Annotated in this window: 27 protein-coding genes; 11 read left to right on the top strand and 16 right to left on the bottom strand. The window is 69.0% G+C overall.

Translation table 11 applies throughout. The annotated features are described in order from the left end of the window. Nucleotides 1-45 precede the first annotated feature (45 nt). The 3 genes from P6166_RS13015 to P6166_RS13025 are packed head-to-tail and all read left to right on the top strand — an operon-like array spanning nt 46 to nt 4,369. Nucleotides 46-984 (top strand): hypothetical protein, encoded by a 939-nt coding sequence (locus tag P6166_RS13015; protein ID WP_277764879.1) that lies wholly within the window; start codon nt 46-48, stop codon nt 982-984. Then, nucleotides 965-2,221: an HlyD family efflux transporter periplasmic adaptor subunit gene (locus P6166_RS13020; RefSeq protein ID WP_277764880.1), complete on the top strand. Its 1,257-nt coding sequence runs from the start codon at nt 965-967 to the stop codon at nt 2,219-2,221. Before P6166_RS13015 ends, P6166_RS13020 begins: the two co-directional genes overlap by 20 nt. Nucleotides 2,222-2,230: 9 nt before the next feature. Next, nucleotides 2,231-4,369 (top strand): peptidase domain-containing ABC transporter, encoded by a 2,139-nt coding sequence (locus P6166_RS13025; protein ID WP_277764881.1) that lies wholly within the window; start codon nt 2,231-2,233, stop codon nt 4,367-4,369. 13 nt (nt 4,370-4,382) lie between these two features. Here the strand turns inward: P6166_RS13025 and P6166_RS13030 are convergent, their stop codons facing one another. The 3 genes from P6166_RS13030 to P6166_RS13040 form a co-directional block, all read right to left on the bottom strand. Continuing rightward, nucleotides 4,383-4,763, bottom strand: a complete 381-nt coding sequence (locus tag P6166_RS13030; protein ID WP_277764882.1) for a hypothetical protein — start codon at nt 4,761-4,763, stop codon at nt 4,383-4,385. A 313-nt stretch (nt 4,764-5,076) separates the two neighbouring features. After that, nucleotides 5,077-7,278: a M3 family metallopeptidase gene (locus P6166_RS13035; protein ID WP_277764883.1), complete on the bottom strand. Its 2,202-nt coding sequence runs from the start codon at nt 7,276-7,278 to the stop codon at nt 5,077-5,079. Nucleotides 7,279-7,366: 88 nt separating this feature from the next. Then, a complete protein-coding gene (locus P6166_RS13040; RefSeq protein WP_277764884.1) occupies nt 7,367-7,957 on the bottom strand; it encodes a hypothetical protein in 591 nt (196 codons plus the stop codon). A gap of 116 nt (nt 7,958-8,073) precedes the next feature. Here P6166_RS13040 and P6166_RS13045 point away from each other — a divergent pair, with 116 nt between their 5' ends. Together P6166_RS13045 and P6166_RS13050 are read left to right on the top strand one after the other, a co-directional pair. Then, complete coding sequence (locus tag P6166_RS13045) at nt 8,074-8,556, top strand: glutathione peroxidase (RefSeq protein ID WP_277764885.1); 483 nt, start codon at nt 8,074-8,076, stop codon at nt 8,554-8,556. Continuing rightward, nucleotides 8,543-9,001, top strand: a complete 459-nt coding sequence (locus tag P6166_RS13050; protein ID WP_277764886.1) for a hypothetical protein — start codon at nt 8,543-8,545, stop codon at nt 8,999-9,001. The genes P6166_RS13045 and P6166_RS13050 overlap by 14 nt, the downstream gene beginning before the upstream one ends. On the opposite strand, the gene P6166_RS13055 is transcribed toward P6166_RS13050, so the two are convergent. From P6166_RS13055 to P6166_RS13085, 7 genes are all read right to left on the bottom strand, one after another. Beyond that, nucleotides 8,968-9,747: a ferredoxin--NADP reductase gene (locus tag P6166_RS13055; protein ID WP_277764887.1), complete on the bottom strand. Its 780-nt coding sequence runs from the start codon at nt 9,745-9,747 to the stop codon at nt 8,968-8,970. The two genes, P6166_RS13050 and P6166_RS13055, sit on opposite strands and share 34 nt — an antisense overlap. Before the next feature lie 85 nt (nt 9,748-9,832). Continuing rightward, on the bottom strand, nt 9,833-11,023 hold the full coding sequence (locus P6166_RS13060; RefSeq protein WP_277764888.1) for a PQQ-dependent sugar dehydrogenase: 1,191 nt from the start codon (nt 11,021-11,023) through the stop codon (nt 9,833-9,835). 28 nt (nt 11,024-11,051) lie between these two features. Next, on the bottom strand, nt 11,052-12,911 hold the full coding sequence (locus P6166_RS13065; protein ID WP_277764889.1) for an ABC transporter ATP-binding protein: 1,860 nt from the start codon (nt 12,909-12,911) through the stop codon (nt 11,052-11,054). 66 nt (nt 12,912-12,977) lie between these two features. After that, complete coding sequence (locus tag P6166_RS13070) at nt 12,978-13,331, bottom strand: BON domain-containing protein (RefSeq protein ID WP_277764890.1); 354 nt, start codon at nt 13,329-13,331, stop codon at nt 12,978-12,980. Nucleotides 13,332-13,395: 64 nt separating this feature from the next. Further along, the gene (locus P6166_RS13075; protein ID WP_277764891.1) at nt 13,396-14,286 is read right to left on the bottom strand and encodes an arginine deiminase-related protein; all 891 of its coding nucleotides are present in this window, start codon (nt 14,284-14,286) and stop codon (nt 13,396-13,398) included. A gap of 87 nt (nt 14,287-14,373) precedes the next feature. Next, nucleotides 14,374-14,814: a carboxymuconolactone decarboxylase family protein gene (locus P6166_RS13080; RefSeq protein ID WP_277764892.1), complete on the bottom strand. Its 441-nt coding sequence runs from the start codon at nt 14,812-14,814 to the stop codon at nt 14,374-14,376. Between the two features lie 85 nt (nt 14,815-14,899). Next, nucleotides 14,900-15,757 carry an RNA polymerase sigma-70 factor gene (locus P6166_RS13085; protein ID WP_277764893.1) on the bottom strand — a complete coding sequence of 286 codons (858 nt, stop codon included), beginning with the start codon at nt 15,755-15,757 and terminating at the stop codon, nt 14,900-14,902. Between the two features lie 102 nt (nt 15,758-15,859). Here P6166_RS13085 and P6166_RS13090 point away from each other — a divergent pair, with 102 nt between their 5' ends. The 3 genes from P6166_RS13090 (at nt 15,860) to P6166_RS13100 (ending at nt 18,495) form a co-directional block, all read left to right on the top strand. Continuing rightward, nucleotides 15,860-17,383 (top strand): fumarate hydratase, encoded by a 1,524-nt coding sequence (locus tag P6166_RS13090; protein WP_277764894.1) that lies wholly within the window; start codon nt 15,860-15,862, stop codon nt 17,381-17,383. 85 nt (nt 17,384-17,468) lie between these two features. After that, the gene (locus tag P6166_RS13095) at nt 17,469-17,816 is read left to right on the top strand and encodes a hypothetical protein (protein ID WP_277764895.1); all 348 of its coding nucleotides are present in this window, start codon (nt 17,469-17,471) and stop codon (nt 17,814-17,816) included. Nucleotides 17,817-17,859: 43 nt separating this feature from the next. Continuing rightward, a complete protein-coding gene (locus P6166_RS13100) occupies nt 17,860-18,495 on the top strand; it encodes a glutathione S-transferase family protein (protein WP_277764896.1) in 636 nt (211 codons plus the stop codon). Nucleotides 18,496-18,543: 48 nt separating this feature from the next. On the opposite strand, the gene P6166_RS13105 is transcribed toward P6166_RS13100, so the two are convergent. Both P6166_RS13105 and P6166_RS13110 read right to left on the bottom strand, forming a co-directional pair. Beyond that, nucleotides 18,544-19,668 carry a phospholipase A gene (locus P6166_RS13105; protein WP_277764897.1) on the bottom strand — a complete coding sequence of 375 codons (1,125 nt, stop codon included), beginning with the start codon at nt 19,666-19,668 and terminating at the stop codon, nt 18,544-18,546. A gap of 74 nt (nt 19,669-19,742) precedes the next feature. After that, nucleotides 19,743-20,228 (bottom strand): DUF456 domain-containing protein, encoded by a 486-nt coding sequence (locus P6166_RS13110; RefSeq protein WP_277764898.1) that lies wholly within the window; start codon nt 20,226-20,228, stop codon nt 19,743-19,745. A 241-nt stretch (nt 20,229-20,469) separates the two neighbouring features. On the opposite strand from P6166_RS13110, the gene P6166_RS13115 reads away from it, so the two are divergent. Further along, nucleotides 20,470-20,679 carry a cold-shock protein gene (locus tag P6166_RS13115; RefSeq protein ID WP_057645133.1) on the top strand — a complete coding sequence of 70 codons (210 nt, stop codon included), beginning with the start codon at nt 20,470-20,472 and terminating at the stop codon, nt 20,677-20,679. Between the two features lie 70 nt (nt 20,680-20,749). On the opposite strand, the gene P6166_RS13120 is transcribed toward P6166_RS13115, so the two are convergent. Together P6166_RS13120 and P6166_RS13125 are read right to left on the bottom strand one after the other, a co-directional pair. Next, nucleotides 20,750-21,232: a glycine zipper 2TM domain-containing protein gene (locus P6166_RS13120; RefSeq protein WP_277764899.1), complete on the bottom strand. Its 483-nt coding sequence runs from the start codon at nt 21,230-21,232 to the stop codon at nt 20,750-20,752. A 101-nt stretch (nt 21,233-21,333) separates the two neighbouring features. Continuing rightward, nucleotides 21,334-21,765 carry a hypothetical protein gene (locus tag P6166_RS13125; RefSeq protein WP_277764900.1) on the bottom strand — a complete coding sequence of 144 codons (432 nt, stop codon included), beginning with the start codon at nt 21,763-21,765 and terminating at the stop codon, nt 21,334-21,336. 73 nt (nt 21,766-21,838) lie between these two features. Between P6166_RS13125 and P6166_RS13130 the strand changes: the two genes are divergently transcribed. Next, nucleotides 21,839-22,675: a tRNA threonylcarbamoyladenosine dehydratase gene (locus P6166_RS13130; RefSeq protein ID WP_277764901.1), complete on the top strand. Its 837-nt coding sequence runs from the start codon at nt 21,839-21,841 to the stop codon at nt 22,673-22,675. A gap of 4 nt (nt 22,676-22,679) precedes the next feature. Here P6166_RS13130 and P6166_RS13135 read toward each other — a convergent pair whose 3' ends face one another. Continuing rightward, complete coding sequence (locus P6166_RS13135; protein ID WP_277764902.1) at nt 22,680-23,447, bottom strand: TatD family hydrolase; 768 nt, start codon at nt 23,445-23,447, stop codon at nt 22,680-22,682. 3 nt (nt 23,448-23,450) lie between these two features. Further along, nucleotides 23,451-23,663: a DUF6116 family protein gene (locus P6166_RS13140; protein WP_277764903.1), complete on the bottom strand. Its 213-nt coding sequence runs from the start codon at nt 23,661-23,663 to the stop codon at nt 23,451-23,453. A 152-nt stretch (nt 23,664-23,815) separates the two neighbouring features. Between P6166_RS13140 and P6166_RS13145 the strand changes: the two genes are divergently transcribed. After that, complete coding sequence (locus P6166_RS13145) at nt 23,816-24,631, top strand: glycine zipper 2TM domain-containing protein (protein WP_277764904.1); 816 nt, start codon at nt 23,816-23,818, stop codon at nt 24,629-24,631. Nucleotides 24,632-24,840 lie beyond the last annotated feature (209 nt).

A 24,840-nucleotide genomic window follows, 5' to 3' on the forward strand; every position in this document is an offset into this window, starting at 1 on the left:
TTTTCCGGGCATGGCTTTTCGACCAGGACATGTCGGGAGATAAGGATGTCGATGCAATCGATCCTCGTGCAGGGACCGCTGGTACTGGCGTGCGCGTTGCTCGCGCAGCTGGGGATGTTCTCGGTGATGGCCAAGCGGGTGTTTCCGTCCGGGCAGCGCCGCTGGGATAGTCATCCCGTGGTGCAGGGCGCGCTGTTGCTCGCCGCGCTGTTGCTGCTGGCACCGCTGGGCGTGCCGGCGCGCCTGTCGGGTGCGGTGTTCATCACCGCGGTGGTGGCCGGCGGCACCGCGCTGGCGCTGCTACGCGGCCGCGAAGCCGCGTGCGACTGCTTCGGTGCGCTCACGCCGAAGGGGCCCGCGTTGCACGTGGCGCTGCTGCTGCTGGCGTGCGCGCTGGATGCGGTGCTCTGGCGGCAGCGCGGCCTGCTCGCCGAACCGTTCGTGCGCTGGGCCATCCCGGTGGCCGGCGGCGTGCTGGCGGGCGCGGCCTACCTGTGGCTGCGCCTGCGGCGCTACCAGACCGCGTTCTATCGCCCCGAACGCCTGCACGGCGAGGTACCGGAACGCCTGGCGCCCGAGCAGGTGCTCGGCCACTCGACCAGCGGCCAGGCGCGCCAGGTGGGCGAACTGCTCGGCACCGCGCCCGGCCTGGTGGTGGTGGCGCTCTCGTCCTCCTGCACCAGCTGCTACGACCTGCTGGAACGCCTGTCCGCGCACGTGAGCGCTTCGGCCGACCCGTTGCCCGTCGTCGTGGTCAGCGACCACCCGCGCATGTTCCAGCGCGGCACCGCCGGGCTGGTCGCGCTGGTGGACCCGCAGGTGACCATCGCGCGCCACATGCGCGCGGAGAAGCTGCCGCTGGGCTTTGCCCTCAACGACGATTTCGAACTGCTGGCGCCGCCGTCCTCGGGCAACGGCAGCATCCTCGGCCTGCTGGCCATGCTCGATTCGATCAGGACGCCCGATGTCGCGACTGTTCCGTGATGAAGCGGTGGCCGCGGCGCAATCCTCGCCGCTGGGCCGCATCCGCCTGGCCACGCCGGTGGCCACCACCGCCTACACGGCAGTGTTCAGCGCGCTGTTACTCGCCGCACTGGTGTTCGTATGCACCGGGCGCTATACGCGGCGGGTGACGGTGAGCGGCGAGGTCACCTCCACCGTCGGCCTGGTGCAGGTGCATGCCGAACGCGCCTCGGTGGTCTCGCGCCTGCTGGTGCAGCGCGGGCAGGTGGTGAAGAAGGGCCAACCGCTGGTGGAATACGCCGTGCAACAGGGCGGCGAGGATTCCAGCGACGTCAACCGCGCGATCGCCGGCGAACTGCGCACGCAAGGCAAGCTCGCCGCCGACGAGCGGGCGGGCAGCCTGCGCGGCTTCGACCTGAAGGCGGACGACCTGCGCCAGCGCATCGCCGGCTTGCAGGTGCAGCGTGCCGCGCTGCTGGACCAACGCGCGCTGCTCGGCGAGCAGATCGACGTGCTGCGCAGCCGCCAGGCCCGCTACGAGCGCCTGCGCGCGCAGCAATACCTGTCCCAGGCCGAGTTCGAATCCACCCGCAAGGAGCTGATCTCGGTGCAGGTGCAGGAGAAATCCATGCGCGTGCAGATCAGCCAGCTCGACGAGCAGCTGACCGTGGCGCGCAACGACCTGGCGCGGCTGCCCATCGAACGACGCAGCCGCGACAACGCGATCCAGGGCGACATCAGCCGCCTGCGGCTGGCGGTGATCGAGCAGGAAGCCCGGCGTACCTGGCGCACGCTCTCGCCGGTGGACGGGGTGGTCACCGCCTTGCCGGTGAAGGCCGGCATCGTGGTGCAGGCCGGGCAGGTGATGGTCGCCGTGTTGCCGGCCAACGGCCGCATGGAGGCCACGCTGCTCATCAACGGCGAAGCGGCCGGTTTCGTCGAGCCGAAGCAACGCGTGCTGATGCGGCTGGATGCCTTCCCGTACCAGAAATACGGCCACCTGGCCGGACGCGTGGTGGCGGTGGACCGCAACCCCACGCGCGGCGCGGACCTGCAAGGCATCGGCTCGGCGGGCGCGCAGGCCAGCTACTACGTCGCCACCGTTGCGCTGGATACGCAGTCGATGACCGGCGACGGACGCCAGCACGGCTTGCTGCCCGGCATGACCTGCCAGGCCGACGTGATGCTCGAACGCCGCCGCCTGGTGGAATGGATGCTGGGCCCCGCGCTGGGGTTTGGCCGCAAGGTCATGGACTGAGGAGCCGCCATGGAAGAGGTGATCCGACCGGTATGGAAACCGCGCGGCCTGGAGCGGCTGCCGGTGGTGCAGCAGAGCGAGTTCGCCGAATGCGGCCTGTGCTGCCTGGTGATGGTGGCCAACTACCACGGCAACGGCATCACGCTGGGCGAACTGCGCCAGCGCGACCCGGTGTCGATGAAGGGCGTCACCCTGCTGAGCCTGATGCGCGATGCGATCGCGCTCAAGCTCACCCCGCGCGCGTTGCGGCTGGAGCTGGAGGAGCTGGCGCAGCTGCAGGCGCCGTGCGTGCTGCACTGGGACCTGGACCACTTCGTGGTGCTCAAGGAAGTGCGGCGCGGCACGCTGGTGATCCACGACCCGGCGCGTGGCGAAGTGGCGATGCCGCTGGCCGAGGCCGGCCGCCATTTCACCGGCGTGGCGCTGGAACTGGAACCCAGCCTGGACTTCCAGCGCGCGCGCCGCCGCCGGCGGACCTCGCTGGCCGCCGTGCTGGGGCAGGTGAGCGGGCTCAAGCGCGCGCTGCTGCACGTGCTGGCGCTGTCGCTGGTGATCGAGGGCTTCACCCTGGTGGCCCCGTTCTACATGCAATGGGTGCTGGACCAGGTGGTGGTCACCCACGACGACAGCCTGCTGGTGTTGATCGGGCTCGGTTTCGGCCTGCTGGCGATCTTTCGCCCCGTGGTGACCGCCCTGCGCGGCTGGAACATCACCTGGCTGGGCGCCAACCTCAACCACCAGTGGGAATCGAACCTGTTCCGCCACTTGCTGCACTTGCCCGCGACATTCTTCGAGCGGCGCCATGTCGGTGACGTCGTCTCGCGCTTTACCTCGGTGAAGTCGATCCAGAACGTGCTCTCCAGCCAGTTCGTCGCCACCGTGCTGGACGGCGTGATGTGCGTGTTCACGCTGGTGTTGATGTTCCTCTACAGCGCCAAGCTCACCGCGTGGGTGCTGGTGGCGTTCGCCGCCTACCTCGGCCTGCGCGCCTACTTCTTCGCCCCGCTGCGGCGCGCGAGCGAGGAGAAGATCGCCCAGGCCGCGCGGCAGCAATCCAACCTGCTCGAAGCCATTCGCGGCATCCGCTCGCTGCAGCTGGCCAACCAGCAGGCCAGCCGCCTGGGCGGCTATGGCAACGCCTTGGCCGAGACGATCAACCGCGACGTGGTGGTGCAGCGTTGGCAGCTCGGCTTCGAACTGGCCAACGGCCTGCTGTTCGGCGTGTTCCGCGTGGGCGTGGTGTGGTACGCCGCCACGCTGGTGATGGCGGGCGAGATGACCGCTGGCATGCTGGTGGCCTTCATCGCCTATGCCGACCTGTTCTCCACCCGCAGCGCCAACTTCGTCAACCAGCTCTACGAGATCCGCATGTTGGGCATGCACGCCGAGCGCATCGCCGAGATCGCCACCGCGCGCCCGGAAGCTGCGCTGGCAGGCGAGGGCGCACTGGCCGCAGGTGGCGGCGCATTGCAGGTGCGCGGCCTGTGCTTTCGGTATGGCAGCAACGAACCGTGGGTGCTGGACGGGCTGGACATGGACATCGCCGAGGGCGAATGCGTGGCGATTGTCGGCGCCTCGGGCGACGGCAAATCGACGCTGGCCAAGCTGATCCTGGGCCTGCTGGAGCCGGACGCCGGCGAGATACGCTGGGGCGGCGTGGACATCCGCCAGCTCGGCAAGGCGCGCTTTCGCGACGTGGCCGCCGCGGTGTTGCAGGACGACAGCCTGTTCGCCGGCTCGATCGCCGCGAACATCAGCTTCTTTGCCGCGGACGGCAAGCGCGAGGACATCGAGGCCGCCGCGCGCATGGCGCAGATTCACGAAGAGATCATGGCGATGCCGATGGGCTACGACACCCCGATCGGCGACATGGGCGCGGCATTGTCCGGCGGCCAGCGCCAGCGCGTGCTGCTGGCGCGTGCGCTTTACCGCAAGCCGCAGCTGCTGATCCTGGATGAAGCGACCAGCCACCTGGACGGCGCCAACGAGCGCAAGGTCAACGAGGTGGTGAGTAGCCTGCGGCTGACCCGCATCATCATCGCGCACCGGCAGGAGACGATTGCTGCCGCGTCGCGGGTCATCGAGTTGAAGCGGCAGACCGCCACCCAGCCCGATACGCCCCGCGAAGTGGAGGCCGCCCTGTCGTGAGGCCGGATTGGCGCTATTCCTGCGGCGCGCTGGTCGGTTCCGAGCGTCGCCATGCCAGGACCACGCGCACCACGGCCAGCACGCAGAGGGCCACTGCCGAGGCCTTGATCAACGGCCCGGCCACAGAAGAGCGAAACGCATAGAAGCTCACCAGGCCGGCCAGTCCGCACAGCGCGATGCCCGCGGCCCATCGTGCCACGCGTGGCCAATAGGGCCACGCCAGCAGCGGCGTGGCGAGCAAAAGCAAGACGCCTGCGGTCGTGAAGAACCCGCCCCGCACGTTGGGCGCGACCTCGCCGAGCCCCACCACGAACAGTAGGCCTATTGCCCATGCGGCCAGGCAGAGGCCGAGAGCGAAACCGATTCCTTGAAGCAGTCGATAAAAAGCAGGCATTCCCTATCCCCGACCTGACGAACGTGAGGATCGTGCCACATCAAAAGAACCGTGAGGCACAGATGCCGCGCCGATGACCTGTCGGGTGACCGGAGGCCAGGCCGCTCGGGACCGTAGGCGACATGGATGTCGCCTACGAGCCTCCATGGATGGATTCACGGCGTGTCCCGAGCGGCCTGGCCTCCGGTCGCCGCGCGCCGGACCTTCCGCGGCTTCCTGCGCCGTGCCCTTCCGAGCGAAAACTTCGAGAAAAACCCCGACAAAAAAAGGCCGCCCAAAGGGCGGCCTTTTCTTCAAGCAAAGAACCAGGACCTTACTTGCCAGACGGCGCAGCGGCCTCGCCCCCGCTGGTCAGCCCGCGCTTCTCGAGCAGCGGCTCGATCTGCGGCGCATGGCCGGCGAAGTTCTGGAACAGCTGCATCGCATCCACGCTGCCGCCCTTGGACAGCAGCGTCTTGCGGAAGTGGTCGCCGTTCTCGCGGCTCAGGCCCCCGTGCTCGCGGAACCATTGCTGCGTGTTCGCATCCAGCACTTCCGACCAGATGTATGCGTAGTAGCCCGCCGCATACCCGCCCATGATGTGGCTGAAGTACGGCGTGCGGTAACGCGGCGGCACCGGCGCGTAGGCGATCCCGTCGGCCGCCAGCGACTGCACCTCGAACGGCATCACGCCCGCCGCGTCCGGCACCTTGTCGGCCGGCAGCTGATGCCAGTTCTGGTCCAGCATCGCCGCCCCCAGGTACTCGGTCGTCGCGAAGCCCTGGTTGAACTTCGCCGCCGCCACCACCTTGTCCAGCAACGCCTGCGGCATCGCCGCGCCCGTCTGGTAGTGCTTGGCGTAGTGCTGCAGGATCGAAGGATAGTCGGCCCACATCTCGTTGACCTGCGACGGGAACTCCACGAAATCGCGCGGCACGCTGGTGCCCGAGAAGTACGGGTACTTCACGTCCGAGAACATGCCGTGCAGCGCATGGCCGAACTCATGGAACATCGTGGTCACCTCGTCCCAGGTCAGCAACGTCGGCTGGCCCGCCGGCGGCTTCGGGATGTTGAGGTGGTTGGCCACCACCGGCTGGTCGCCGGTGAGCGCCGACTGCGACACGTAGGAGTTCATCCACGCACCGCCGCGCTTGGACGCGCGCGCGTACGGATCGTGGATGAAGATCGCCAGCTGCTTGCCGTCCGCATCGAACACGTCGTAGACGTAGATGTCGTCGCGGTACTTGGGCAGGTCGTGGCGCTCCTTGAAGGTCAGCCCGTACTCCTGGTTGGCGGCATAGAAGACGCCGTTTTCGAGCACGTTCTTGAACTCGAAGTACGGCTTGAGCTGCGCCTCGTCGAAGTTGTACTTGGCCTGGCGCACCTTCTCGCTGTAGAAGGCCCAGTCCCACGGCGCCAGCGCGAAGGTCGGCTTGCGCGCGGCCTTCTGCTCGGCGTCGATCATCTTCTGCAGGTCCGCCGCCTCGCGCTTGGCGTTGGCCACCGCCGGCGGGGCCAGCTGGCCCAGCATCGCGTTCACCGCCTCGGGCGTCTTGGCCGTCTGGTTCTCCAGCGAATACGCCGCGTAGTTCGGGAAGCCCAGCAGCTTGGCCTTGTCGGCGCGCAGCTTCATGATGCGCGCGACCAGCGCCGTGTTGTCGAACTCGCCGCCGTGGCTGCCGCGGTTCACCGACGCCTCGAAGATGCGCTGGCGCAGTTCACGGTTCTTCAGCTGCGCCAGCGGCGGCTGGCCGGTGGTGTTGAGCAGCGCGATGACGTACTTGCCCTCGAGCTTGCGCGCCTTGGCCGCCTCGGCCGCGGCGGAGATCTGCTCCTCGGACAACCCATCGAGCTGCTTGACGTCGTCCACCACCACGGCGGCCGCGTTCACCTCGGCCAGCACGTTCTGGCTGAACTGGGTGCCCAGGCGCGCCATCTCGGCGTTCATCGACTTCAGCGTCGCCTTGTCGGCCTCCGACAGCTTGGCGCCGTCGCGCACGAAATCGGTGTAGTACTTCTCCACCAGGCGAACGCCTTCGGCGTCCAGGCCCAGCGTGTCGCGCTTGTCGTACAGCGCCTGGATGCGCGCGAACAGCTTGCCGTTGAGCGAGATCGCATCGCGGTGCGCGGCGAACTTGGCCGAGTAGTCGGCCTGCAGCTGCTTGCGGGTGTCGTTGGTGTCGGTGCCGACCAGGTTGAAGAACACCGTGGTGGCGCGGTCCAGCACCTGGCCGCTCTTCTCCAGCGCGATGATCGTGTTGTCGAACGTCGGCCTGGCCTTGTTGTTGGCGATGGCCTCCACTTCCTTGAGCTGCTGGGCCATGCCGGCATCGAAGGCGGGCGCGAAGTCGCTGTCGCGGATCTTGTCGAACTGCGGGTAGTGCAGCGGCAGCGGGCTTTCGCTGAAGAACGGGTTGGCCGAGGCCGGCGTGGCGGCGGTGGCGGCGGTGGCGCTCATGGCATCGAGGGCATTGGCGAAGGCGGGGGTGGTCGCGCCGAGGGCGGCGGCCAGGGCCAGGGCAAGGCGGGTGGTCAAGGAGGATTCCTCAGGAAAACGGAACCCCCGAGGCTACCCGATGCCCCGGGCCGGCCGCCCGTGACGAAAGGCATGCGACAAACGTTTTCTACAGCACTTCGAAGTGGCGCACGATGAAAAGCAGCTGGTACGCGATGCCCGCCAGGGCGAACGCCGCGTGGAAGAGGGGTTGGCGGGTGGCCACGGCCACCAGGCTGAATACGGCGAAGGCCAGGTCGCGCGCCAGCATCTCCGGCGCCACGCTGGCGAAGTAGGCCGACCCCTTGATGCGCGTGTCGGCCAGGTCGATGAGGTAGGCGGTGGCCAGCAGCCCGAAGAACCAGGCGCGCCGCGTGTAGAAGTAGTCGCGCCAGTCGGCGTACTCGTCGATGTTCTCCGGCAGGATCAGCGTGCACAGCAGGTACAGCAGCAGCGCATAGAGGGTGACGAACAGGTACAGGTTGAAGGTCCACTGCGTGACCAGGCTGAGCCGGTACTCCCACCACCAGAACGAAAGCAGGTACACGAACATCGACCCGGCCCAGACCTGGTGTACCCAGTACACCCGTTTGCGCCCCGGGTGCTCGACGATGCGCGCCAGCTGGCGCAGCAGGTGGGTCAGGCCCAGGCCGACCACCATGCCCAGCACGATGCGCATGTGGATGAAGCCGGGGGACAGCGCGTCGGCCATGGGCGGCATGCCGGGAACTCCACGGGAGGCCGGGCCGATGGTGTGCCGCCACGCTCGGCAATTCAAGCCGGCGCGCACGCGCCGGCCGGCTCGGATATGCTGCCCGGGCAGAGCAGGGGGACGCAGTGACCACCGTCTACGACTTCAGCTACCACGACAGTGCGGGCGTGCGGCATTCGTTGTCCGCGTACCGGGGGCAGGCATTGCTGCTGGTCAACGTGGCCTCGCGCTGCGGCTTCACGCCGCAGTACGCCGGGCTGCAGGCGCTGTGGCGCCAGTATGGCGAGCGCGGCCTGACGGTGATCGGCTTCCCGTGCAACCAGTTCGGCGGCCAGGAACCGGGCACCGACGAGGCGATCAAGGTGTTCTGCGCGCTCGAATACGACGTGGATTTCCCGCTCTCGCGCAAGATCGAGGTCAATGGCCCGCAGGCCGACCCGTTGTGGCAGTGGCTGCGGCACGAACGCCGCGGGCTGCTGGGCAGCACGCGCATCAAGTGGAACTTCACCAAGTTCCTGGTTGATCGGCAGGGCGCGGTGCGCGGGCGCTACGCGCCGACGACGCGGCCGCAGGCGCTCGCCGCGAGGATCGAGCATGTGCTGCGTTGACGCGAGCTGGACCGCGGGGGACTGCCGGCTGTCCTTCCAGCGGCTGGGCAACGCGCTGCGGGTGGAGATCGGCGGCAGCACCGAGACGCAGCAGGCGCGGCTGGCCTGCTGGACGCGGCTGACCGACGAAGCCGTGCGCTGCCAGGCCAGCGGCGTGCTGGCGGTGGACCTGCGCGAGGGCACGCTGGCCTCGCCGGACCAGTGGCAGGGCGTGCTCGAAGCGCTGGACATGGCCGCGCTGCGCGCGATGCCGCTGGCCTTCGTCGGCCGCTGGCCGCGCTACATGGAGCTGGAGGCGTTGAACCTGGCGCTGCTCGAGCGCGGTTTCCGCGCGCAGGTGTTCGACGACGAAGCGGCCGCCGAACGCTGGCTGCGCTATGGCGAGCACGGGGGCGCGTGGCCCCCGGGCGATCACTTCTCGACGAAGGCGCGCTCGAACACGTAGTGGCCGGGCTGGCCGATGCGCGGGGAGGCCTCGAAGCCGCGCGCATCCAGCACGCTGCGCAGGTCGGCCAGCATCTGCGGGCTGCCGCAGATCATGAAGCGGTCGTTGGCCGTATCCAGCGGCGGCAGGCCGAGGGTGCGCTGCATTTCGCCGTTCTCCATCAACTCGGTGAGGCGGCCGCGGTTGGGGAAATCCTCGCGGGTCACCGCCGGGTAGTAGAGCAGCTTGTCGCGCAGCAGGTCGCCGAGGAACTCGTGGCCGGGCAGGTCCTGCTCGAAGTAGCCGCGGTAGGCGAGATCCTTCACGAAGCGCACGCCGTGGGTGAGGATCACCTTGTCGAAGCGCTCGTAGGTCTCCGGGTCCTTGATGACCGACAGCCACGGCGCCAGGCCCGTGCCGGTGCCGAGCAGGTACAGGTGGCGGCCGGGGTGCAGGTCGGAGATGAGCAGGGTGCCGGTGGGCTTCTTGCCGACCAGCACCTGGTCGCCGGGCTGGATGTGCTGCAGGCGGGAGGTCAGCGGGCCGTTGGGCACCTTGATGCTGAAGAACTCCAGCTGCTCTTCCCAGTTGGCGCTGGCGATGGAATAGGCGCGCAGCAGCGGGCGGGTTTCCGTCTCCAGGCCGATCATCACGAACTGGCCGTTCTCGAAGCGGAAGCCGCTGTCGCGGGTGGTGGTGAAGCTGAAATAGTCGTCGGTCCAGTGACGGACCTCGAGCACCGTTTCGGCGCCAAAAGCGGAAGACATGCCGGAGAAGTCTGTTGGGGGGAATCCGTACCAATTCTACCCCAAATGCGAGCGGCTCTCATTGGGACGGTTTCCGGGGGAGGTCTCAGCCTTTCGGCGGGGTGATCTGCAGCAGTTGGCCCTGTGTTTCATCCGTCAGGACGTAGACGTTGCCGTCCGCGCCCACCCGCACGTCGCGGATGCGCTGTTCCAGTTCGCCCAGCAGGCGTTCCTCGCCGGTGATGCGTTCGCCGTCGAGGGTGAGGCGGATCAGGTTGCGTTCGGCCAGCGAGCCCAGCAACAGGCTGTCGTTCCACGCGCTGCCCGCATGGCCGGTGTAGAACGCCATGCCGCTCACGCCCGGGGACTTGGGCCAGTAGTGGTAGGGCTGCTCCAGCCCCTCGCGCGTCTGCCCCACCGATTCGGCAATCGGCTGGCCGGAATAATCGATGCCCCAGGTGATCAGCGGCCAGCCGTAGTTCTTCCCGGGCTCGGGCAGGTTGATCTCGTCGCCGCCGCGCGGGCCGTGTTCGCTTTCCCACAGCTTGCCGCTGCGCGGGTCGAACGCCAGCCCCTGCGAATTGCGATGCCCGTAGCTCCAGATCTCCGGCCGCGCGCCCTGCTGGCCCACGAACGGATTGTCCGCCGGCACGCTGCCGTCCAGGTTCAGGCGCACCAGCTTGCCCTGCAGCTTGTCCAGCTGCTGGGACATCATCCGCATCGTGCGCTCGCCCTGGCTGATGAAGACGTGGCCCTGGCCGTCGAACGCCAGCCGCGCGCCGAAGTGGTTTTCGGCGTCCACCTTCGGGGCTTGCCGGTAGATCACCTGCACCTCGCTCAGCCCGGCCTCGCCCAACACGGCGCGCGCCACGGCGGTGCCGGCCAGCACGCCTTCGCCGGGTTCGGCATAGCTCAGGTAGATGCGCCGGCTCTGCGCGAAATCCGGCGCCAGCGCCACATCCAGCAGGCCCCCCTGGCCGCGGGCGTACACCGCCGGCACGCCGGCCAGCGGCGCCGAGACGCTGCCATCGGCGCCGATGCGGCGCAGGGCGCCTCCACGCTCGGTCACCAGGAAGCCGCCCTCGGGCAACAAGGCCAGCCCCCAGGGATGCGCCAGCCCGGTGGCCAGCTCGCGGACCTGGATCTCGCCGGCTTGGCTCGGCAGCGGGCGCGGCGGCGCGGTGGCGGCGCTGCGTGCCGTGGGCGTGCCGGTGGCGGCGTCGTCCTGGCGGTGGCAGGCGGAAAGCAGGGCAAGGGCGAGGGCGAGCGGCAGCAGCGTGCGGGCGGCCTGGGTCATGCGGTGAACCTCGGGTCGTCGGGAAGGCTCAACGATAGCCAGCGGCCTGCAGTTCGAACAGCTCCGCGTAGCGGCCGCCCTGGGCCATCAACTGTTCGTGCGTGCCGGCGGCCTCGATGCGGCCGTTGGCCAGCACCAGGATGCGGTCGGCCATGCGCACGCTGGAGAATCGGTGCGAGATCAGCACCGCGGTGCGCTGCGAGGACAGCTCCTTGAAGCGCTGGAACACCTCGTACTCGGCGCGCGCGTCCAGCGCGGCGGTGGGTTCGTCCAGGATCATCACCTGCGCGTCGCGCAGGTAGGCGCGGGCGATGGCGATCTTCTGCCACTGCCCGCCGGAGAGGTCCACGCCGGTCTTGAAGCGCCGCCCAATCAGCTGTTCGTAGCCATGCGGCAGCGATTCGATGACCTCATCGGCCAGTGCGCGCCGCGCGGCGGCCTCGATGCGCGGCTGGTCGTCCATCGCCTCCACGCGGCCCACGCCGATGTTCTCGCCCGCACTGAGGTGGTAGCGCACGAAGTCCTGGAAGATCACGCCCATGTTGGCGCGCAGGTCGTCCAGGTCATAGTCGCGCAGGTCGCGGCCGTCGAGCAGGATGCGCCCTTCGTCCGGGTCGTACAGGCGCGCGAGCAGCTTCACCAGCGTGGTCTTGCCGGCGCCGTTCTCGCCCACCAGCGCGAGTACTTCGCCGGCGCGCAGTTCGAAATCGAGGTGGCGAACGGCCCACTGTTCGGCATCGGGATAACGGAAGCCGACGTTCTCGAACACGAAGCCGCCCGCGATGGGCCTGGGCACCGCGGCCGCGCCCGGGCGCGAGACGATCTCCGGTTCGATGGCGAAGAACGAGAACAGGTCGTCCAGGTACAACGCCTGGCCGGCGACCTGCGAGAAGCCGATCAGCAAGCCTTCCAGCAACTGGCGCAGGCGCAGGAAGCTGCCGGCCAGGAAGGTGAGGTCGCCGATGCTGAAATCGCCGCGGATGGTGCGCCAGGCGATGTACGCGTAGGCCACGTAGTAGCCCAGGGTGCCGAGCGCGGCCAGCAGCGTGCCCCACAGCGCGCGCCGCCGCGCCAGGGCGCGGTTGGCGGCGTAGTAGCGGTCGGCCAGCTGGCGGTAGCGGTCGACCAGGAAGCGGTGCAGGTTGAAGATCTTCACTTCCTTGGCGGTCTCGACGCTGGCGCCGACCTGGCGCAGGTAGTCGAGTTGGCGCCGCTCCGGCGTCCACTGGTAGTTCAGCGAATAGCCCAGCGCGTTGAAGTGCGATTCGCCCACGAACGCCGGCACCAGCGCCACGGCGAGCAGGGCGATCAACCACGGCGCGTACACCAGCAGGCCGACGGCGAAGCTGGCCACGGTGATGGCGTCCTGCACCTGGCCGAACAGCTGGCTCATCAGGTTCATCCGCCCCATGCTCTGGCGCCGCGCGCGGTCCAGGCGGTCCTGCAGCTCGGGGTCCTCGAAGTCCTCCAGGTCCAGCAGCGCGGCGTGCTCCATCAGGCGCACGCTGGTGGCGTTGTTGAACAGCTCCGAGAGCAGGTTGTCGGCGTAGGCCACGAGCCGGCCGAGCAGGTCCGAGCCGATCGCCAGCGCCAGTTCCAGGGCGAGCAGCCACAGCAGCGTATCGAGCCGGCCGCTGGACAGCGCCTGCCCGAGGTCGCGCAGGCCCGGCGTGCCGGCGGCCAGGCGGATCGCCTCGTCGATGATCAGCTTGCCGATGTACAGCGTGGCCACCGGCATCAGCGCGCGCACCAGGCGCAGGCCGAGGCTGGTGAGCGTCAGGCCGGGGCTGGTCTGCCAGATCTGGCGCAGGAACGGCGGCAGGTTGCGCAGGGCATGGAAGCGTTCGCGCAGGCTGGGCTGGCGCGCCGGTGCGGGAGCGGGACTCATGGCGTCATTGTGGCGCCAGCGCGCGCTGGCGGGGCGAGGCGCGGCATCCGGTGACCCGGGCGCGGCTTAGCTGGCGTCCTTTCCGGAGGTGCCGGCATCGCGCCCGCGCGGCGCCTCGGTCGGGCCGGGCGATTCGTCCGGATCCAGCCCGCGCACCGCTTCGCCGGGCGGGCCGAACGAGGCGCTGCCATCATCCACGTTGAGCAGGTTGCGCACGCCGGCCACGCCGGGCAGCGTGGCCACCAGCTGTTCGGCGCGCTGCTTCATCGCCTGCTCGGGCACGTCGCCGGTGAGGGTGACCTGGCCATCGCGCACCTCGATCAGGATTTCGCCGGCCTCGATGTCGGCCTGGTCGGCCAGCGCGCGGATGACGTCGTCGGCGATCAGCCGGTCGGAAAGCGGAGCGTCGGAAGGCGACATGGCGAGGCCTGCAGGAAACGGGACCGCCATGCTGTGCCGGCCGCCGTGATGGCGGCGGCAAGGCTCACTCGTCCAGCCGCAGCGTGAGGCATTTCGCCGCACCGCCGGACTTGAGGAATTCGTCCAGCGGCGTCTGGATGGTGCGGTAGCCCCAGGCGGCCAACGCCTGGCGCAGCGCCGGGCTGGCGCGGTGCAGGACGATGGCATCGTCCAGGTCCACCGCGTTGCAGGCGAAGGCCAAAGCATCGGCCTCGCTCACGGCGATGCGCAGGTGCGGCGCCACGCGCGAGGCGATGCGCGCTTGCGCGGCCTCGTCGAAGGCGGCCGGGTAGTACAGCAGGCGGCCGTCGCGCAGCGGGCAGAAGCAGGTATCCAGGTGGTAGAAGCGGGCATCGACGAGCTGCAGCGCCACCACGTCCACGTCGAGCATGCGCTCCAGTTCCGCCGCCACGCCCACGTCGGAGCGATGGCCGTGGCCCATCCATAGCAGGTGGCGCTGGCCCCGGTCGAACAGCGCATCGCCGGCACCCTCGAAGCACAGCGGCTCGGGCAGCGGGCGGATGCGGTAGCCGGCGCGGCGGAACCAGTCGATGCACAGCGGCTCCTCGCCGCGCCGTTCGGCGTGCCGGAAGCGGCTGGGCACGAAGGTGTTGCCGCGCACCAGGCCGGCGTTGGCGGTGAATACCAGGTCCGGCAGGCCCGGCGCCGGGGCGAGCAGGTCCACGTCCGCATGCTCGGCCAGGCGCGCGTGCAGGGCCTGCCATTGGCCGGCGGCACGCGCGTGGTCGGTGTCGTGCACGTGGCCGGCCATCCAGGGGTTGATGACGTAGTCCACCGCGAAGTGCTCTGGCGCGCACAGCAGCAGGCCGTGGCGCGGCGCCGGGCAGTCGTCGTTGGCGCCCAGGGGCAGGGTGGCATCGCCGGCGAAGACCGGCAGGCCGTGCTTGTCGTCCATCGTGCATCTCCGCGCGGGCAAGGGAACGCAGACCGTAGCGGCGGCGTGTTGCACGCAGGTGTCCGGCACGGCCGGCCGGCGCGCGGCTTACGGCAGCTCGGGCTGCAGGCCCACGCCCAGGCGGTTCCAGGCGTTGATCAGCGCGACCGCCAGGGTGACCTCGGCGATTTCCTTGTCGTCAAAATGCGCTTTGAGCGCGTCGTACAGCGCATCGGGCGGCGCGCCGTGCGGCAGGCGGGTCAGCGCTTCGGCCCAGGCCAGCGCGGCGCGTTCGCGGGCGTCGAAGAAGCGGCTGTCGTGCCAGCCGGCGACGGTATCGAGCTTGCGCGGCTCCACGCCGGCCTTGCGCAGGGCGGTGGCATGCATGTCCAGGCAGAACGCGCAGCCGTTGATCTGCGAGACGCGCAGGAACAGCAGCTCGGCCAGTTCGGCGCCGATGCTGCCGGCATGCACCTGCATGCTGGCGGTGGACAGGGCCTTGAAGGCGGCGGGCAGGTGCTGGGTGTAGTCGACACGATGGAAGTGCATGGATATCTCCACAGGCAGCGGCCACGATGGCCGCTTTGGATATCCAGGACGCGCCGGCGCGCCGGCGCGTGACAACGGCGCGGCCTCACATCGGCGGAAGTTTGTCCGGGTTCATCAGCGTCAGCAGTTCGACGATGCGATCGCCGTCGATCACCGCCAGCGTGGCCGAATGCAGGCGGCCGTCCGGGTGGTGGCGCAGGATCGCCGGCTCGCCATTGACCGTGCCCAGCCTCGCCTGCAGGCCCAAGCCGCGCCGCGCCACCGCCCAATACAGCCGCGCGATGCGCTCGGCGCCGCGCAGCGGGCGCAGCGTGGCGGTGACCTTGCCGCCGCCGTCGGAGACCAGCCGCGCGTGGCTGTCCAGCAGCGCGGTGATGGCGGCGGCGTCGCCGGACTGCGAGGCTTCCATGAAGCGCGCCAGCAGTTCGCGGTGGCGTGCGCGCGATACCTCGAAGCGCGGCCGTTCGGCCCGCACGCGGGCGCGCGCGCGATGCACCAGTTGGCGGCAGTTGGCCTCGCTGTGGCCCAGCAGCTCGCCGATGCGCGCGTAGTCGTAGTCGAACACCTCCTTGAGCAGGAAGGCGGCGCGCTCCTCCGGGCCGAGCCGTTCGAGCACCGCCAGCAGGGCCAGCGAGACCTGCTCGGCCTGCTCGCGGTGCTGGTCCGGGCCCGGCGCGTCGCTGATCTCCAGCGGCTCGGGCAGCCACGGGCCGACGTAATGGCGGCGGGCGGTGCGCGCCGCGCGCAGGCGGTCCAGCCCGAGCCGGGTGGTGGCGGTGACCAGCCAGGCTTCCGGGTCCAGGATCTGGCCGCGGTCGCTGCCATGCCAGCGCAGCCAGGCGTCCTGGACCACGTCCTCGGCCTCGGCGCGGGCGCCGAGCAGGCGGTAGGCCAGGCTGAACAGACGGGGGCGGTGCTGCTCGAAAACGGGATCGGCGTTCATGCTCACCAGGACGGAACAGGGTGTGCCGGCGTGACAGCGACGGGCGCCGGGCCACTTTGCCCTAAAATAGTCGGGTTTCCCCGCACGCCTTCAGAGCCAGCCGTGACCTCGATCAAGCAGGAAGACCTCATCCAGAGCGTCGCCGACGCGTTGCAGTACATCAGCTACTACCACCCGGTCGACTACATCAAGAACCTGTCCGCCGCCTACGAGCGCGAACAGTCGCCCGCGGCCAAGGACGCGATCGCGCAGATTCTGATCAACTCGCGCATGTGCGCCGAGGGCCACCGGCCGATCTGCCAGGACACCGGCATCGTCACCGTGTTCCTGGAAATCGGCATGAACGTGCGCTGGGACGACGCCACGATGGGCGTGGAGGACATGGTCAACGAAGGCGTGCGCCGCGCCTACAACCACCCGGACAACAAGCTGCGCGCCAGCGTGCTGGCCGATCCGGCCGGCAAGCGCCAGAACACCAAGGACAACACCCCGGCGGTGGTCAACGTGAAGGTCGTGCCGGGCGATACGGTGGACGTGATCGTGGCGGCCAAGGGCGGTGGCTCGGAAGCCAAGAGCAAGTTCGCCATGCTCAACCCGTCCGACTCGATCGTGGACTGGGTGCTCAAGACCGTGCCGACCATGGGCGCCGGCTGGTGCCCGCCGGGCATGCTGGGCATCGGCATCGGCGGCACCGCCGAGAAGGCGATGCTGCTGGCCAAGGAAGCGCTGATGGAGCCGATCGACATCACCGAGCTGCAGCAGCGCGGCGCGTCCAACCGCGCCGAGGAGCTGCGGCTGGAGCTGTACGAGAAGGTCAACGCGCTGGGCATCGGCGCGCAGGGCCTGGGCGGGCTGACCACGGTGCTCGACATCAAGATCAAGGATTACCCGACCCACGCGGCCAACCTGCCGGTGGCGATGATCCCGAACTGCGCGGCCACCCGCCACGCGCACTTCACCCTGGACGGCAGTGGCGCGGTGGCGCTGGACCCGCCTTCGCTGGAGGACTGGCCCAAGCTCACCTACAACCCGCTCAACGCGCGCCGGGTGAACCTGGACACGATCACCCGCGAGGAAGTGGCGCAGTTCAAGCCGGGCGAGGTGCTGCTGCTCAACGGCAAGCTGCTCACCGGCCGCGACGCCGCGCACAAGCGCATGGTGGACATGCTCAACAAGGGCGAGCAGCTGCCGGTGGATTTCACCAACCGCTTCATCTACTACGTCGGCCCGGTGGACCCGGTGCGCGACGAAGTCGTCGGCCCAGCCGGCCCGACCACGGCCACGCGCATGGACAAGTTCACCCGCCAGATGCTGGAGCAGACCGGCCTGCTGGGCATGGTCGGCAAGTCCGAGCGCGGCGATGCGGCCATCGAGGCGATCCGCGACAACAAGGCGGTGTACCTGATGGCCGTCGGTGGCTCGGCCTACCTGGTATCCAAGGCGATCAAGGCCAGCCGCGTGCTCGCGTTCGAGGACCTGGGCATGGAAGCGATCTACGAGTTCGAGGTCAAGGACATGCCGGTGACCGTGGCGGTGGATTCCAGCGGCGAATCGGTGCACAAGACCGGGCCGCGCGAATGGCAGGCGCGCATCGGCAAGATTCCGGTGGTGGTCGAGCCGGCGTAAGCGCCAGCGTTCTCGAAGCGAAAGGAAAGCCGGGGCATACTCCGGCTTTCTTCGTTTCACGGAGCAGGGAATGCGGATGCGCTGGATGCAGAGATGCGCGTGGATCGGCGTGGTACTGGTGGCTGGCTGCGCTTCGCCCGCCGGCAACGGCGAGCCGGCGTTCCTGCGCTCGCCCGAATACCGGCAGTACCAGTCGGCCGACCAATGCTTCAAGCGCTGCGCCAGCAGCTTTGACCAGTGCCAGGCCACGCCGCACGACCTGCCCACCTGCACCCGCCAGGCTACGTCGGGCCAGCACGACAAGTGCGAACAGATCAGCGACCCGGCCCGGCGCAACAACTGCCTGGCACAGGCGCTGGATTGCAGCGTGCGCGGACCGGTCGACACCTGTTCGGAGCGTCGCGCGCAGTGCCTTCAGGGCTGCGGCAACTGAAGCGCCGCGTACAATCGGCGGGCCCTTTCCGCCGGAGTCGTCGATGCGTGCCGTCCTGTACTACTCGCCCAGCACCGCCGCGCTGGTGGTCCATTGGCTGCTCATCGAACTGGACATCCCGCACGAACTGCGCGCGCTGGATTTCGAGCGGCGCGAGCAGAAATCATCCGAATATCTCGCGCTCAACCCTGCCGGCGTGGTGCCCACGCTGGTGCTGGAAGGGCAGGTGCTCACCGAGGCGGCGGCGATCGTGATGCACCTGGCCGACCAGCACCCCGCGGCCGGGCTGGCCCCGGCGCCCGGCAGCGCGGCGCGGGCGGAGTACTACCGCTGGATGTGCTGGTGCACCAATACCTTGCAGCCGGCGTACCGGGCGTGGTTCTACCCGGACGAGCCGGCGGGGGCCGGGAACGAGCAGGCGGCCCGCATGCAGGCGCGCGCGGTGATCGAGCGCGCGTGGGACCGGCTGGCGGCGCACGTGTCCGCCCACGGGCCGTACCTGCTCGGCGCGCAGCCGAGCGCCGCGGATTTCATGATGACCATGCTGTTGCGCTGGTCGCGCAACATGCCGCGGCCCAGTGACGATTGGCCGGCCCTGCGCGCCTACGCGCGGCGGATGAAGGATCGGCCGGCGTTCGCGGAAACCTACCGGCGCGAAGGGATTACCGACTGGACCTGACGGGGGAAGGGGCCGCGGCTTCAGCCGCTTCCCCTCGACGCCCTGCGCTCAATACCACTCCAGCAGCGACACGCCCACGCCGATGTACGTCGCCTTGTGGTTGTAGTCGATCATGCTTTCGCCGTAGCCATCGAACACCTGCAGGTGGCCGCGCAGCAGGTTGGTGATCGGGAACCCGTAGTCCAGCTGCAGCGCGCCGTGCGAGCGGTCGCCACCGCGCAGCGAGTGCCGCGCCATCAGCGAGACTTCGTGGCCATTGCGGTTGTAGACCAGGGTCGCGTCGCCGCGGCCCATGTAATCCTCGATGTCCGGATTGTTGTCGTCGCTTCGGTCTTCCTTGATGCGGAACCACGGGCGCAGCATCAGCGCCCAGTTCTCGCGGTCCAGGCCGAAGTTGAGCACGACCCGGTTCCAGCTGCGCGAGAGCGGGTCGCTGCGGCCATTGGACTGGTGGTTGAGCGAAATGCCGGTCATCCGCCCGCGCCAGCCGAACAGCCCGTAGTTGTTGCGGAACACGAGCATCGCCTCGGGTTCGTAGTTGGTCTCGCGGAACGGGCGCGATTGCTCGGCGTTGTAGGACTGCCAGCGCGAGCTCTGCGTGTAGCCCACCCAGATATCGCCGTTGTCGTGGAAGACGTCCTCCACCACCTTGGTCTTGAAGCTGAGCTGGAACTTCAGCTCGGTGCTGTCCAGTTGCTGAGGGTCGGTGACGGTGTTGTTGGGGTTGGGCGAGCTGGGGGTTTCGTTGACGTTGCTGGTCCAGAACGCGGGCAGCAGGTAGACCGGCTTGTAGGCGCGCAGCTGGAAGGTGCCGAGCTTGGAGTCCTTGGCCAGCTCCCAGCGGCTGTCCAGCAACGAGCCGCGACCGGCGTTGGCCAGGTTCGGGTCGTCGGCCTTGAAGATCTCCTTGGCGTGCTTGCGCTCTTCCGGCGTCTGCGCGCTGGCCAGCGTCTCTCGCTGCGCTTCGCGCGCGGCCTCGGCGGCGGCATCGGCCTGGGCGGTGTCGGCCGGCGTGTAGCCCAGCGCGCGGTCGTAGCAGGCCAGGCGCATGGCGTCGCTGGTGATCGAGGTGCATGCCGACGGCGAGGCCGGTTGCGGATTGATTTCCTGCGCCTGCGCCGCCAGGGGCGTGACGACCAGCGCGAGCAACAGGCAGGGACGGGGTCGGCTCATGTAAACGGATGCTCCATGCGGGGGCGGGTGCGGGGCGGGGCCGGGCAGCGCTGAAAATACCCGATCCACCGGGTTCACACGAACCAGGCGAAGGCGAAGATGCCGAGCATGCAGAAGCCCAGCGCGAACTTGGACGCGGTGCCCAGCAGGATGCCCAGCCACGTGCCCAGCCCCACCCGGGTGGCGTGGCCCACGCGCCGGCTGTGCCAGTACTCGCCCAACCAGGCGCCGGCGAACGGCCCCACGAACAGGCCGATGGGCAGGAAGAACAGCCCGACGATCGTGCCGATCGCCGAGCCCCACAACGCCCAGCCGCTGGCGCCGACCCGCTGCGCGCCATACACGGTGGCCAGGAAGTCGATAAGAAAGGACAGCGCGGTGAGCAGGCCGATCAGCAACAGGGCGATCCAGCCGACCCGTTCGAAGCCGTCGCCCCAGGCCGCCACCAGCAGGCCCGCGAAAACCAGCGGCAGGCCGGGCAGGGCGGGCAACAGCACCCCGGCGAACCCGACGAGGACCAGGACGGCGCCGATCAGGTAGTAGATGAATGCAGGGTCCATGGGTGTCAGGGAATCCGGAAATTAAGGGCGAATGGGGGTTGACAATATGGGTTCGGGGTGATTGACACGATGTTTTGGTCGGGTTAAGTTGCAGCCGCTGCGCTTGGCAAGGTCACCGTGAATCGTGGCCTGATGGGGCGATCCGCCAACAGTAGGGCCCTGTACCTCGCTTCTCTCCTTGCAACCAGCCACCCATTGCCGTCTAACCAATCCGAAATGCGTCGTCAGGGAGTAAGTCGAGATGTCAGAGCGTGAGACCGGTACCGTCAAGTGGTTCAATGATGCCAAGGGCTTTGGCTTTATCAGTCGCGAGAACGGAGAGGACGTGTTCGTCCATTTCCGCGCGATCCAGATCCAGGGCTTCAAGAGCCTGAAGGAAGGGCAGAAGGTCAGCTTCACCGTGGTGCAGGGCCAGAAGGGCCTGCAGGCGGACGCGGTCCAGCCGGTCTGACGGCGCGGGCCGGAGCCCAGCAAAAAGGCCCGCTTGCGGGCCTTTTTGCATTTCCGGGCTGCCGTGTGCCTCAGCGCAGCACGACTCGGCCGTTGACCACGCGCACGTAGGTGTTCTCGCGGATGCCGCCCAGGTCACGCTGGTTCACCACGATCACCCGGCCGTCGTCCATCTTGACCTGGATGTCGTAGCTGTCGCCGGTGACGTTCTTCTGGATGGCGTTGCCGGCCACCGCGCCGGCGCCGGCACCCAGCACCGTGGCGACGTTCTCGTTGCCCTTGCTGCCGCCGGTCTCATGGGAAATGGTGCGGCCGGCCACCGCGCCGACGATGCCGCCCAGCACTGCGCCGGTCGCCGAGGGCGCGGTACGGTTGGACTGCACGGTGTCGATGCGGGTCACGATGCCGCAATCGGCACAGCGCGTGGAGGAATAGGCGGGGCTGCCGTAGCTGCCGCCGCCGTAGTTGCTGTAGCCCGGCTGGCTGGTGGCGCAACCGGTGAGCAGGGCGGCCGCGCCCAGGCCGAGGCCGAAGCCGATCTGACGGAAATTCATGGATCCTCCACTGTCGTCTGGTGGCGGCGGGGTGCCGCGGGTGGAGCCATCCTGTCCGCAGTCAGGTGAACGCGGCGCCAATCGCACGCCGCGCGTGCGACTCAGCGGAAATCCTGGTGGCAGGCCTTGCAGCTCTCGCCGATGCGCGTGTTGAGCGTGGCCAGGGCGGTGCAGTCCGCCGGCGGCGCGGCCACCGCCGGGTCGAGCACCGAGCGCAGGGCGCGCGCGTGTTCGGCGAAGCGGCGGTCGTCGCGCAGGCTGGGGAAGGCGACCTCCAGGTCGTTGGACAGCGCGCGCAGCGACTGCAGGCGCGGCAGCGCGTCGGACACCGTGCAGCGGTTGGCCTGCTGGCTGGCCTGCAGCAGTTCAGCCTGCTTGGCCATCACGTGCATGAGGCTGTGCGGGAACGGATCGCGGCGCGCCTGCAGCGCGCGGCCGATCATCACCGTGGCGATGATGCCCACCAGCAGGCCGAGCAAGGCCATGAACAGATAGCGGTAGGCGGCGGAAGGACGGCGGGGCGGGCTGGACATGGCGGGCTCCGGGAAAGGCGTGCGCCGATGCTACGACGCCCGGCGGTGCATCGCCTACAGGTAAAATGCGCGCATGAATTCCCAGTGGCTCGAACGATTCGCCGGCATCGACCGGCTCTATGGCGTGGGCAGCGTGGCCCGCCTGGCCGGCTGCCGCGTGGCGGTGGTGGGCATGGGCGGGGTCGGCTCGTGGGTGGTGGAGGCGCTGGCGCGCTCGGCGGTCGGCCACCTGACCCTGATCGACGCCGATGACATCTGCGTCTCCAACACCAACCGCCAGCTGCCGGCGGTGGCCGGCCAGTACGGGCAGAACAAGGCCCGCGCGATGGCCGAGCGCTGCCGGGCGATCAACCCGGAAATCGACGCGGTGGCGGTGGAGGCCTTCCTCACTGGCGCCAACCTGCAGGCGCTGCTCGACCAGGATTTCGACCTGGTGGTGGACGCCTGCGACAGCATGCGCCCGAAGATCGAGATGATCGTGTGGTGCCGCCGCCGCAAGCTTCCGCTGATCACCGTGGGCGCGGCCGGCGGGCGCACCGATCCGACGCTGGTGCGCGTGCGCGACCTGTCGCGCACCGAGCACGATGCGATGCTGGCGTTGATCCGCAAGCGCCTGCGCGCGGACTACCACTTCCCGCGCAACAAGGACCGCTTCTTCGGCGTGCCGGCGATCTACTCGCTGGAGAACGTCAAATATCCGCAGGCCGACGGCAGCGTGTGCGGCGTGCGTCCCCAGATGGGGGCCGAGGAGGCGCTCAAGCTCGACTGCGGCGCGGGCCTGGGCGCGGCGACCCACATCACCGGCGCGTTCGCCTTCGCCGCGGCGGGCAAGGCGGTGGAGCTGCTGCTCAAGCCGAAGCGGCCGAAGGCGCCCGCGTCCGGCGTGGCGGCCGAGGCGGCGGCGGACTGAGGGCTCAGTCCGCGAGCGCGAACAGCCGGCGCGCGTTGTCGGCGGTGGCCGCGGCGATCTCCTCGACCGGCTCCCCGCGCAGCGTGGCGATGGCCTCGGCGATGGAGGGCAAGCGCGCCGGTTCGTTGCGCTGGCCGCGGATCTGCGCGTCGGGCTGGTCGGGCGCGTCGGTTTCCAGCAGCAGGTGTTGCAGCGGCATCGTGGCGGCGAGCCGGCGCAAGCGGTTGGCGCGCGCGTAGGTCACCGGACCGCCGAGGCCGAGCAGGAAGCCGCGCTCCCACAGTTGCCGGGCCTGTTCGGGACTGCCGGCGAAGCTGTGCACCACGCCGCGCACCTCGCCGGCGCGGCGGATCGCCTGGATCACCGCGTCCACCGCGCGCCGCGCGTGCACGATGACCGGCAGGCCATGCTTCACCGCCAGCGCGAGTTGCCCGTCGAAGTAATGCGCCTGGGCGTCGCGGTCCAGGGTGTCGATGAAATAGTCCAGGCCGCACTCGCCGATCGCGCAGGGGCGCTCGCGGGTGATCCACTCGTCGAGCCGGTCCAGGTCGGCAGGGTGGTGGGCGTCGAGGAACACCGGGTGCAGGCCGTAGGCGGGATGCAAGCCCGGCCGCGCGGCGCAGACTTCGCGCAGTTTCGGCCAGCTGGCGGCGGTGGTGGCGGGCACGATCTGGGCGGCCACGCCGGCGGCCTCGGCGCGCTCGGCCACGGCCTCGCGGTCGGCGTCGAATTCTTCGGCGTCGAGGTGGCAGTGGCTGTCGATCAGCCGCATCGCTCAGTTGCCGGGCAGCGGCGGCGGGGTTCCCTTGCGGTACTTCCAGTTGGTCAGCAGCAAGGTGGCCATGCCCAGGACGATTTCGTCGACGAAAGGCACCGGGTCGGGCAGCAGCAGGTCGATCACGAACAAGGCGGCCACGAACTTGGCCAGCGTCGGGTAACGCAGGCGGCCGGCCCAGTTCAACAACGGGATGGCAAAGGGGTTGGGCATGGGGCGTCCTGAAATCGGTTAAGCGTGAATGAAATCACCGGCGGCGGGTTTTCACACGCACATTCCGGGAGAAATCGTGCATCTGTTCAGCTTGATCGTGATGCAATCCCTCCCGTCCTCCACATGCGGACCGTCCAAAAGGAGCAAGGTCAATGAAAAGCAACACGACAACTATACTGGTCGCGGCAGGCGCTCTGCTGGTGGGCGGTGTGGCGACGGCCGCCTTCATGAACAACCGCGGCAAGAGCGATGATGTGGCGCCGATCAGCCAGAGCCGTCCGGCGTTGGACAACGCGCTGGTCGAGGATCCGAACGCGGTGGCGCCGGGCAAGGGCCTGGAGTACGCGGACGTGGTCAAGGTGGATCCGATCACGCAGAAGGAAAAGGTCTACGCGACGGTGATCGGCAGCGAAGCGGTGCGCGAGACCACCAGCACGACCACGCCGCACGAGGTGTGCCGCGATGTGGTGGTGCAGGAACGCCTGCCCGAGCGCGACGGCAATGTCGGTGGCACGGTGGTGGGCGCGGTGATCGGCGGCGTGCTGGGTAACCAGGTCGGCGGCGGCAATGGCCGCAAGGTCGCCACGGCGGCCGGTGCGGTGGCCGGCGGCGTGATCGGCAACCAAGTGGACAAGCGCCACGTGGGTGGCCAGGTGGTCAACCGCACGGAGCGCCAGTGCCACACGGAAAACGCGACCTCCGAGTCCTCGCGTGTCACCGGCTACAACGTGACCTACCGCAATGCCGATGGCACCACCGGCACGATGCGCATGGATTCCAAGCCGGGTCAGCGCATCGCGATGGGCAATGCGGACAAGGTCATCGCCTACAACGTCACCTACCGCTACGACGGCGAGGAGAAGACGGTGCGGATGGAGAACAAGCCGGCCAGCGATCGACTGCCGGTCATCGACGGGCAGCTCGTGACGCAGACCGCTGCGGCGGACGGGGCGGGGACGCGGCAGTAACGCGCTCGCTTCCTGATCTGCTGCTTGGGGAGAGGCTGGCTTTTGCCGGCCTCTTCTTTTTTTGGGTTGGTGGTCGGTGGTTCGCGCAAAGCGATGGCGCGTAGCGTGCGGCGCGCGGCGCCCGGGGGCAGCCCCTTTCCGGGACCGTAGGCGACATGGATGTCGCCTACGAGCCTCCATGGAGGGATTCACGGCGTGTCCCGGAAAGG

The sequence above is a fragment of the Stenotrophomonas sp. HITSZ_GD genome, assembly GCF_029543105.1.
GTDB lineage: Bacteria > Pseudomonadota > Gammaproteobacteria > Xanthomonadales > Xanthomonadaceae > Stenotrophomonas_A.

Bases quoted from the DNA above. Each gene is read 5' to 3' on its own strand.
- P6166_RS13020 (WP_277764880.1), top strand. From the start codon at position 965: ATGTCGCGACTGTTCCGTGATGAAGCGGTGGCCGCGGCGCAATCCTCG.
- P6166_RS13070 (WP_277764890.1), bottom strand. From the start codon at position 13,331: ATGTCGCCTTCCGACGCTCCGCTTTCCGACCGGCTGATCGCCGACGAC.
- P6166_RS13095 (WP_277764895.1), top strand. From the start codon at position 17,469: ATGCAGAGATGCGCGTGGATCGGCGTGGTACTGGTGGCTGGCTGCGCT.
- P6166_RS13130 (WP_277764901.1), top strand. From the start codon at position 21,839: ATGAATTCCCAGTGGCTCGAACGATTCGCCGGCATCGACCGGCTCTAT.
- P6166_RS13075 (WP_277764891.1), bottom strand. From the start codon at position 14,286: ATGGACGACAAGCACGGCCTGCCGGTCTTCGCCGGCGATGCCACCCTG.
- P6166_RS13015 (WP_277764879.1), top strand. From the start codon at position 46: ATGTCGATGCAATCGATCCTCGTGCAGGGACCGCTGGTACTGGCGTGC.
- P6166_RS13120 (WP_277764899.1), bottom strand. From the start codon at position 21,232: ATGAATTTCCGTCAGATCGGCTTCGGCCTCGGCCTGGGCGCGGCCGCC.
- P6166_RS13065 (WP_277764889.1), bottom strand. From the start codon at position 12,911: ATGAGTCCCGCTCCCGCACCGGCGCGCCAGCCCAGCCTGCGCGAACGC.
- P6166_RS13060 (WP_277764888.1), bottom strand. From the start codon at position 11,023: ATGACCCAGGCCGCCCGCACGCTGCTGCCGCTCGCCCTCGCCCTTGCC.
- P6166_RS13140 (WP_277764903.1), bottom strand. From the start codon at position 23,663: ATGCCCAACCCCTTTGCCATCCCGTTGTTGAACTGGGCCGGCCGCCTG.
- P6166_RS13135 (WP_277764902.1), bottom strand. From the start codon at position 23,447: ATGCGGCTGATCGACAGCCACTGCCACCTCGACGCCGAAGAATTCGAC.
- P6166_RS13080 (WP_277764892.1), bottom strand. From the start codon at position 14,814: ATGCACTTCCATCGTGTCGACTACACCCAGCACCTGCCCGCCGCCTTC.
- P6166_RS13100 (WP_277764896.1), top strand. From the start codon at position 17,860: ATGCGTGCCGTCCTGTACTACTCGCCCAGCACCGCCGCGCTGGTGGTC.
- P6166_RS13040 (WP_277764884.1), bottom strand. From the start codon at position 7,957: ATGCCGCCCATGGCCGACGCGCTGTCCCCCGGCTTCATCCACATGCGC.
- P6166_RS13055 (WP_277764887.1), bottom strand. From the start codon at position 9,747: ATGTCTTCCGCTTTTGGCGCCGAAACGGTGCTCGAGGTCCGTCACTGG.
- P6166_RS13115 (WP_057645133.1), top strand. From the start codon at position 20,470: ATGTCAGAGCGTGAGACCGGTACCGTCAAGTGGTTCAATGATGCCAAG.
- P6166_RS13145 (WP_277764904.1), top strand. From the start codon at position 23,816: ATGAAAAGCAACACGACAACTATACTGGTCGCGGCAGGCGCTCTGCTG.
- P6166_RS13025 (WP_277764881.1), top strand. From the start codon at position 2,231: ATGGAAGAGGTGATCCGACCGGTATGGAAACCGCGCGGCCTGGAGCGG.
- P6166_RS13110 (WP_277764898.1), bottom strand. From the start codon at position 20,228: ATGGACCCTGCATTCATCTACTACCTGATCGGCGCCGTCCTGGTCCTC.
- P6166_RS13030 (WP_277764882.1), bottom strand. From the start codon at position 4,763: ATGCCTGCTTTTTATCGACTGCTTCAAGGAATCGGTTTCGCTCTCGGC.
- P6166_RS13050 (WP_277764886.1), top strand. From the start codon at position 8,543: ATGTGCTGCGTTGACGCGAGCTGGACCGCGGGGGACTGCCGGCTGTCC.
- P6166_RS13105 (WP_277764897.1), bottom strand. From the start codon at position 19,668: ATGAGCCGACCCCGTCCCTGCCTGTTGCTCGCGCTGGTCGTCACGCCC.
- P6166_RS13125 (WP_277764900.1), bottom strand. From the start codon at position 21,765: ATGTCCAGCCCGCCCCGCCGTCCTTCCGCCGCCTACCGCTATCTGTTC.
- P6166_RS13085 (WP_277764893.1), bottom strand. From the start codon at position 15,757: ATGAACGCCGATCCCGTTTTCGAGCAGCACCGCCCCCGTCTGTTCAGC.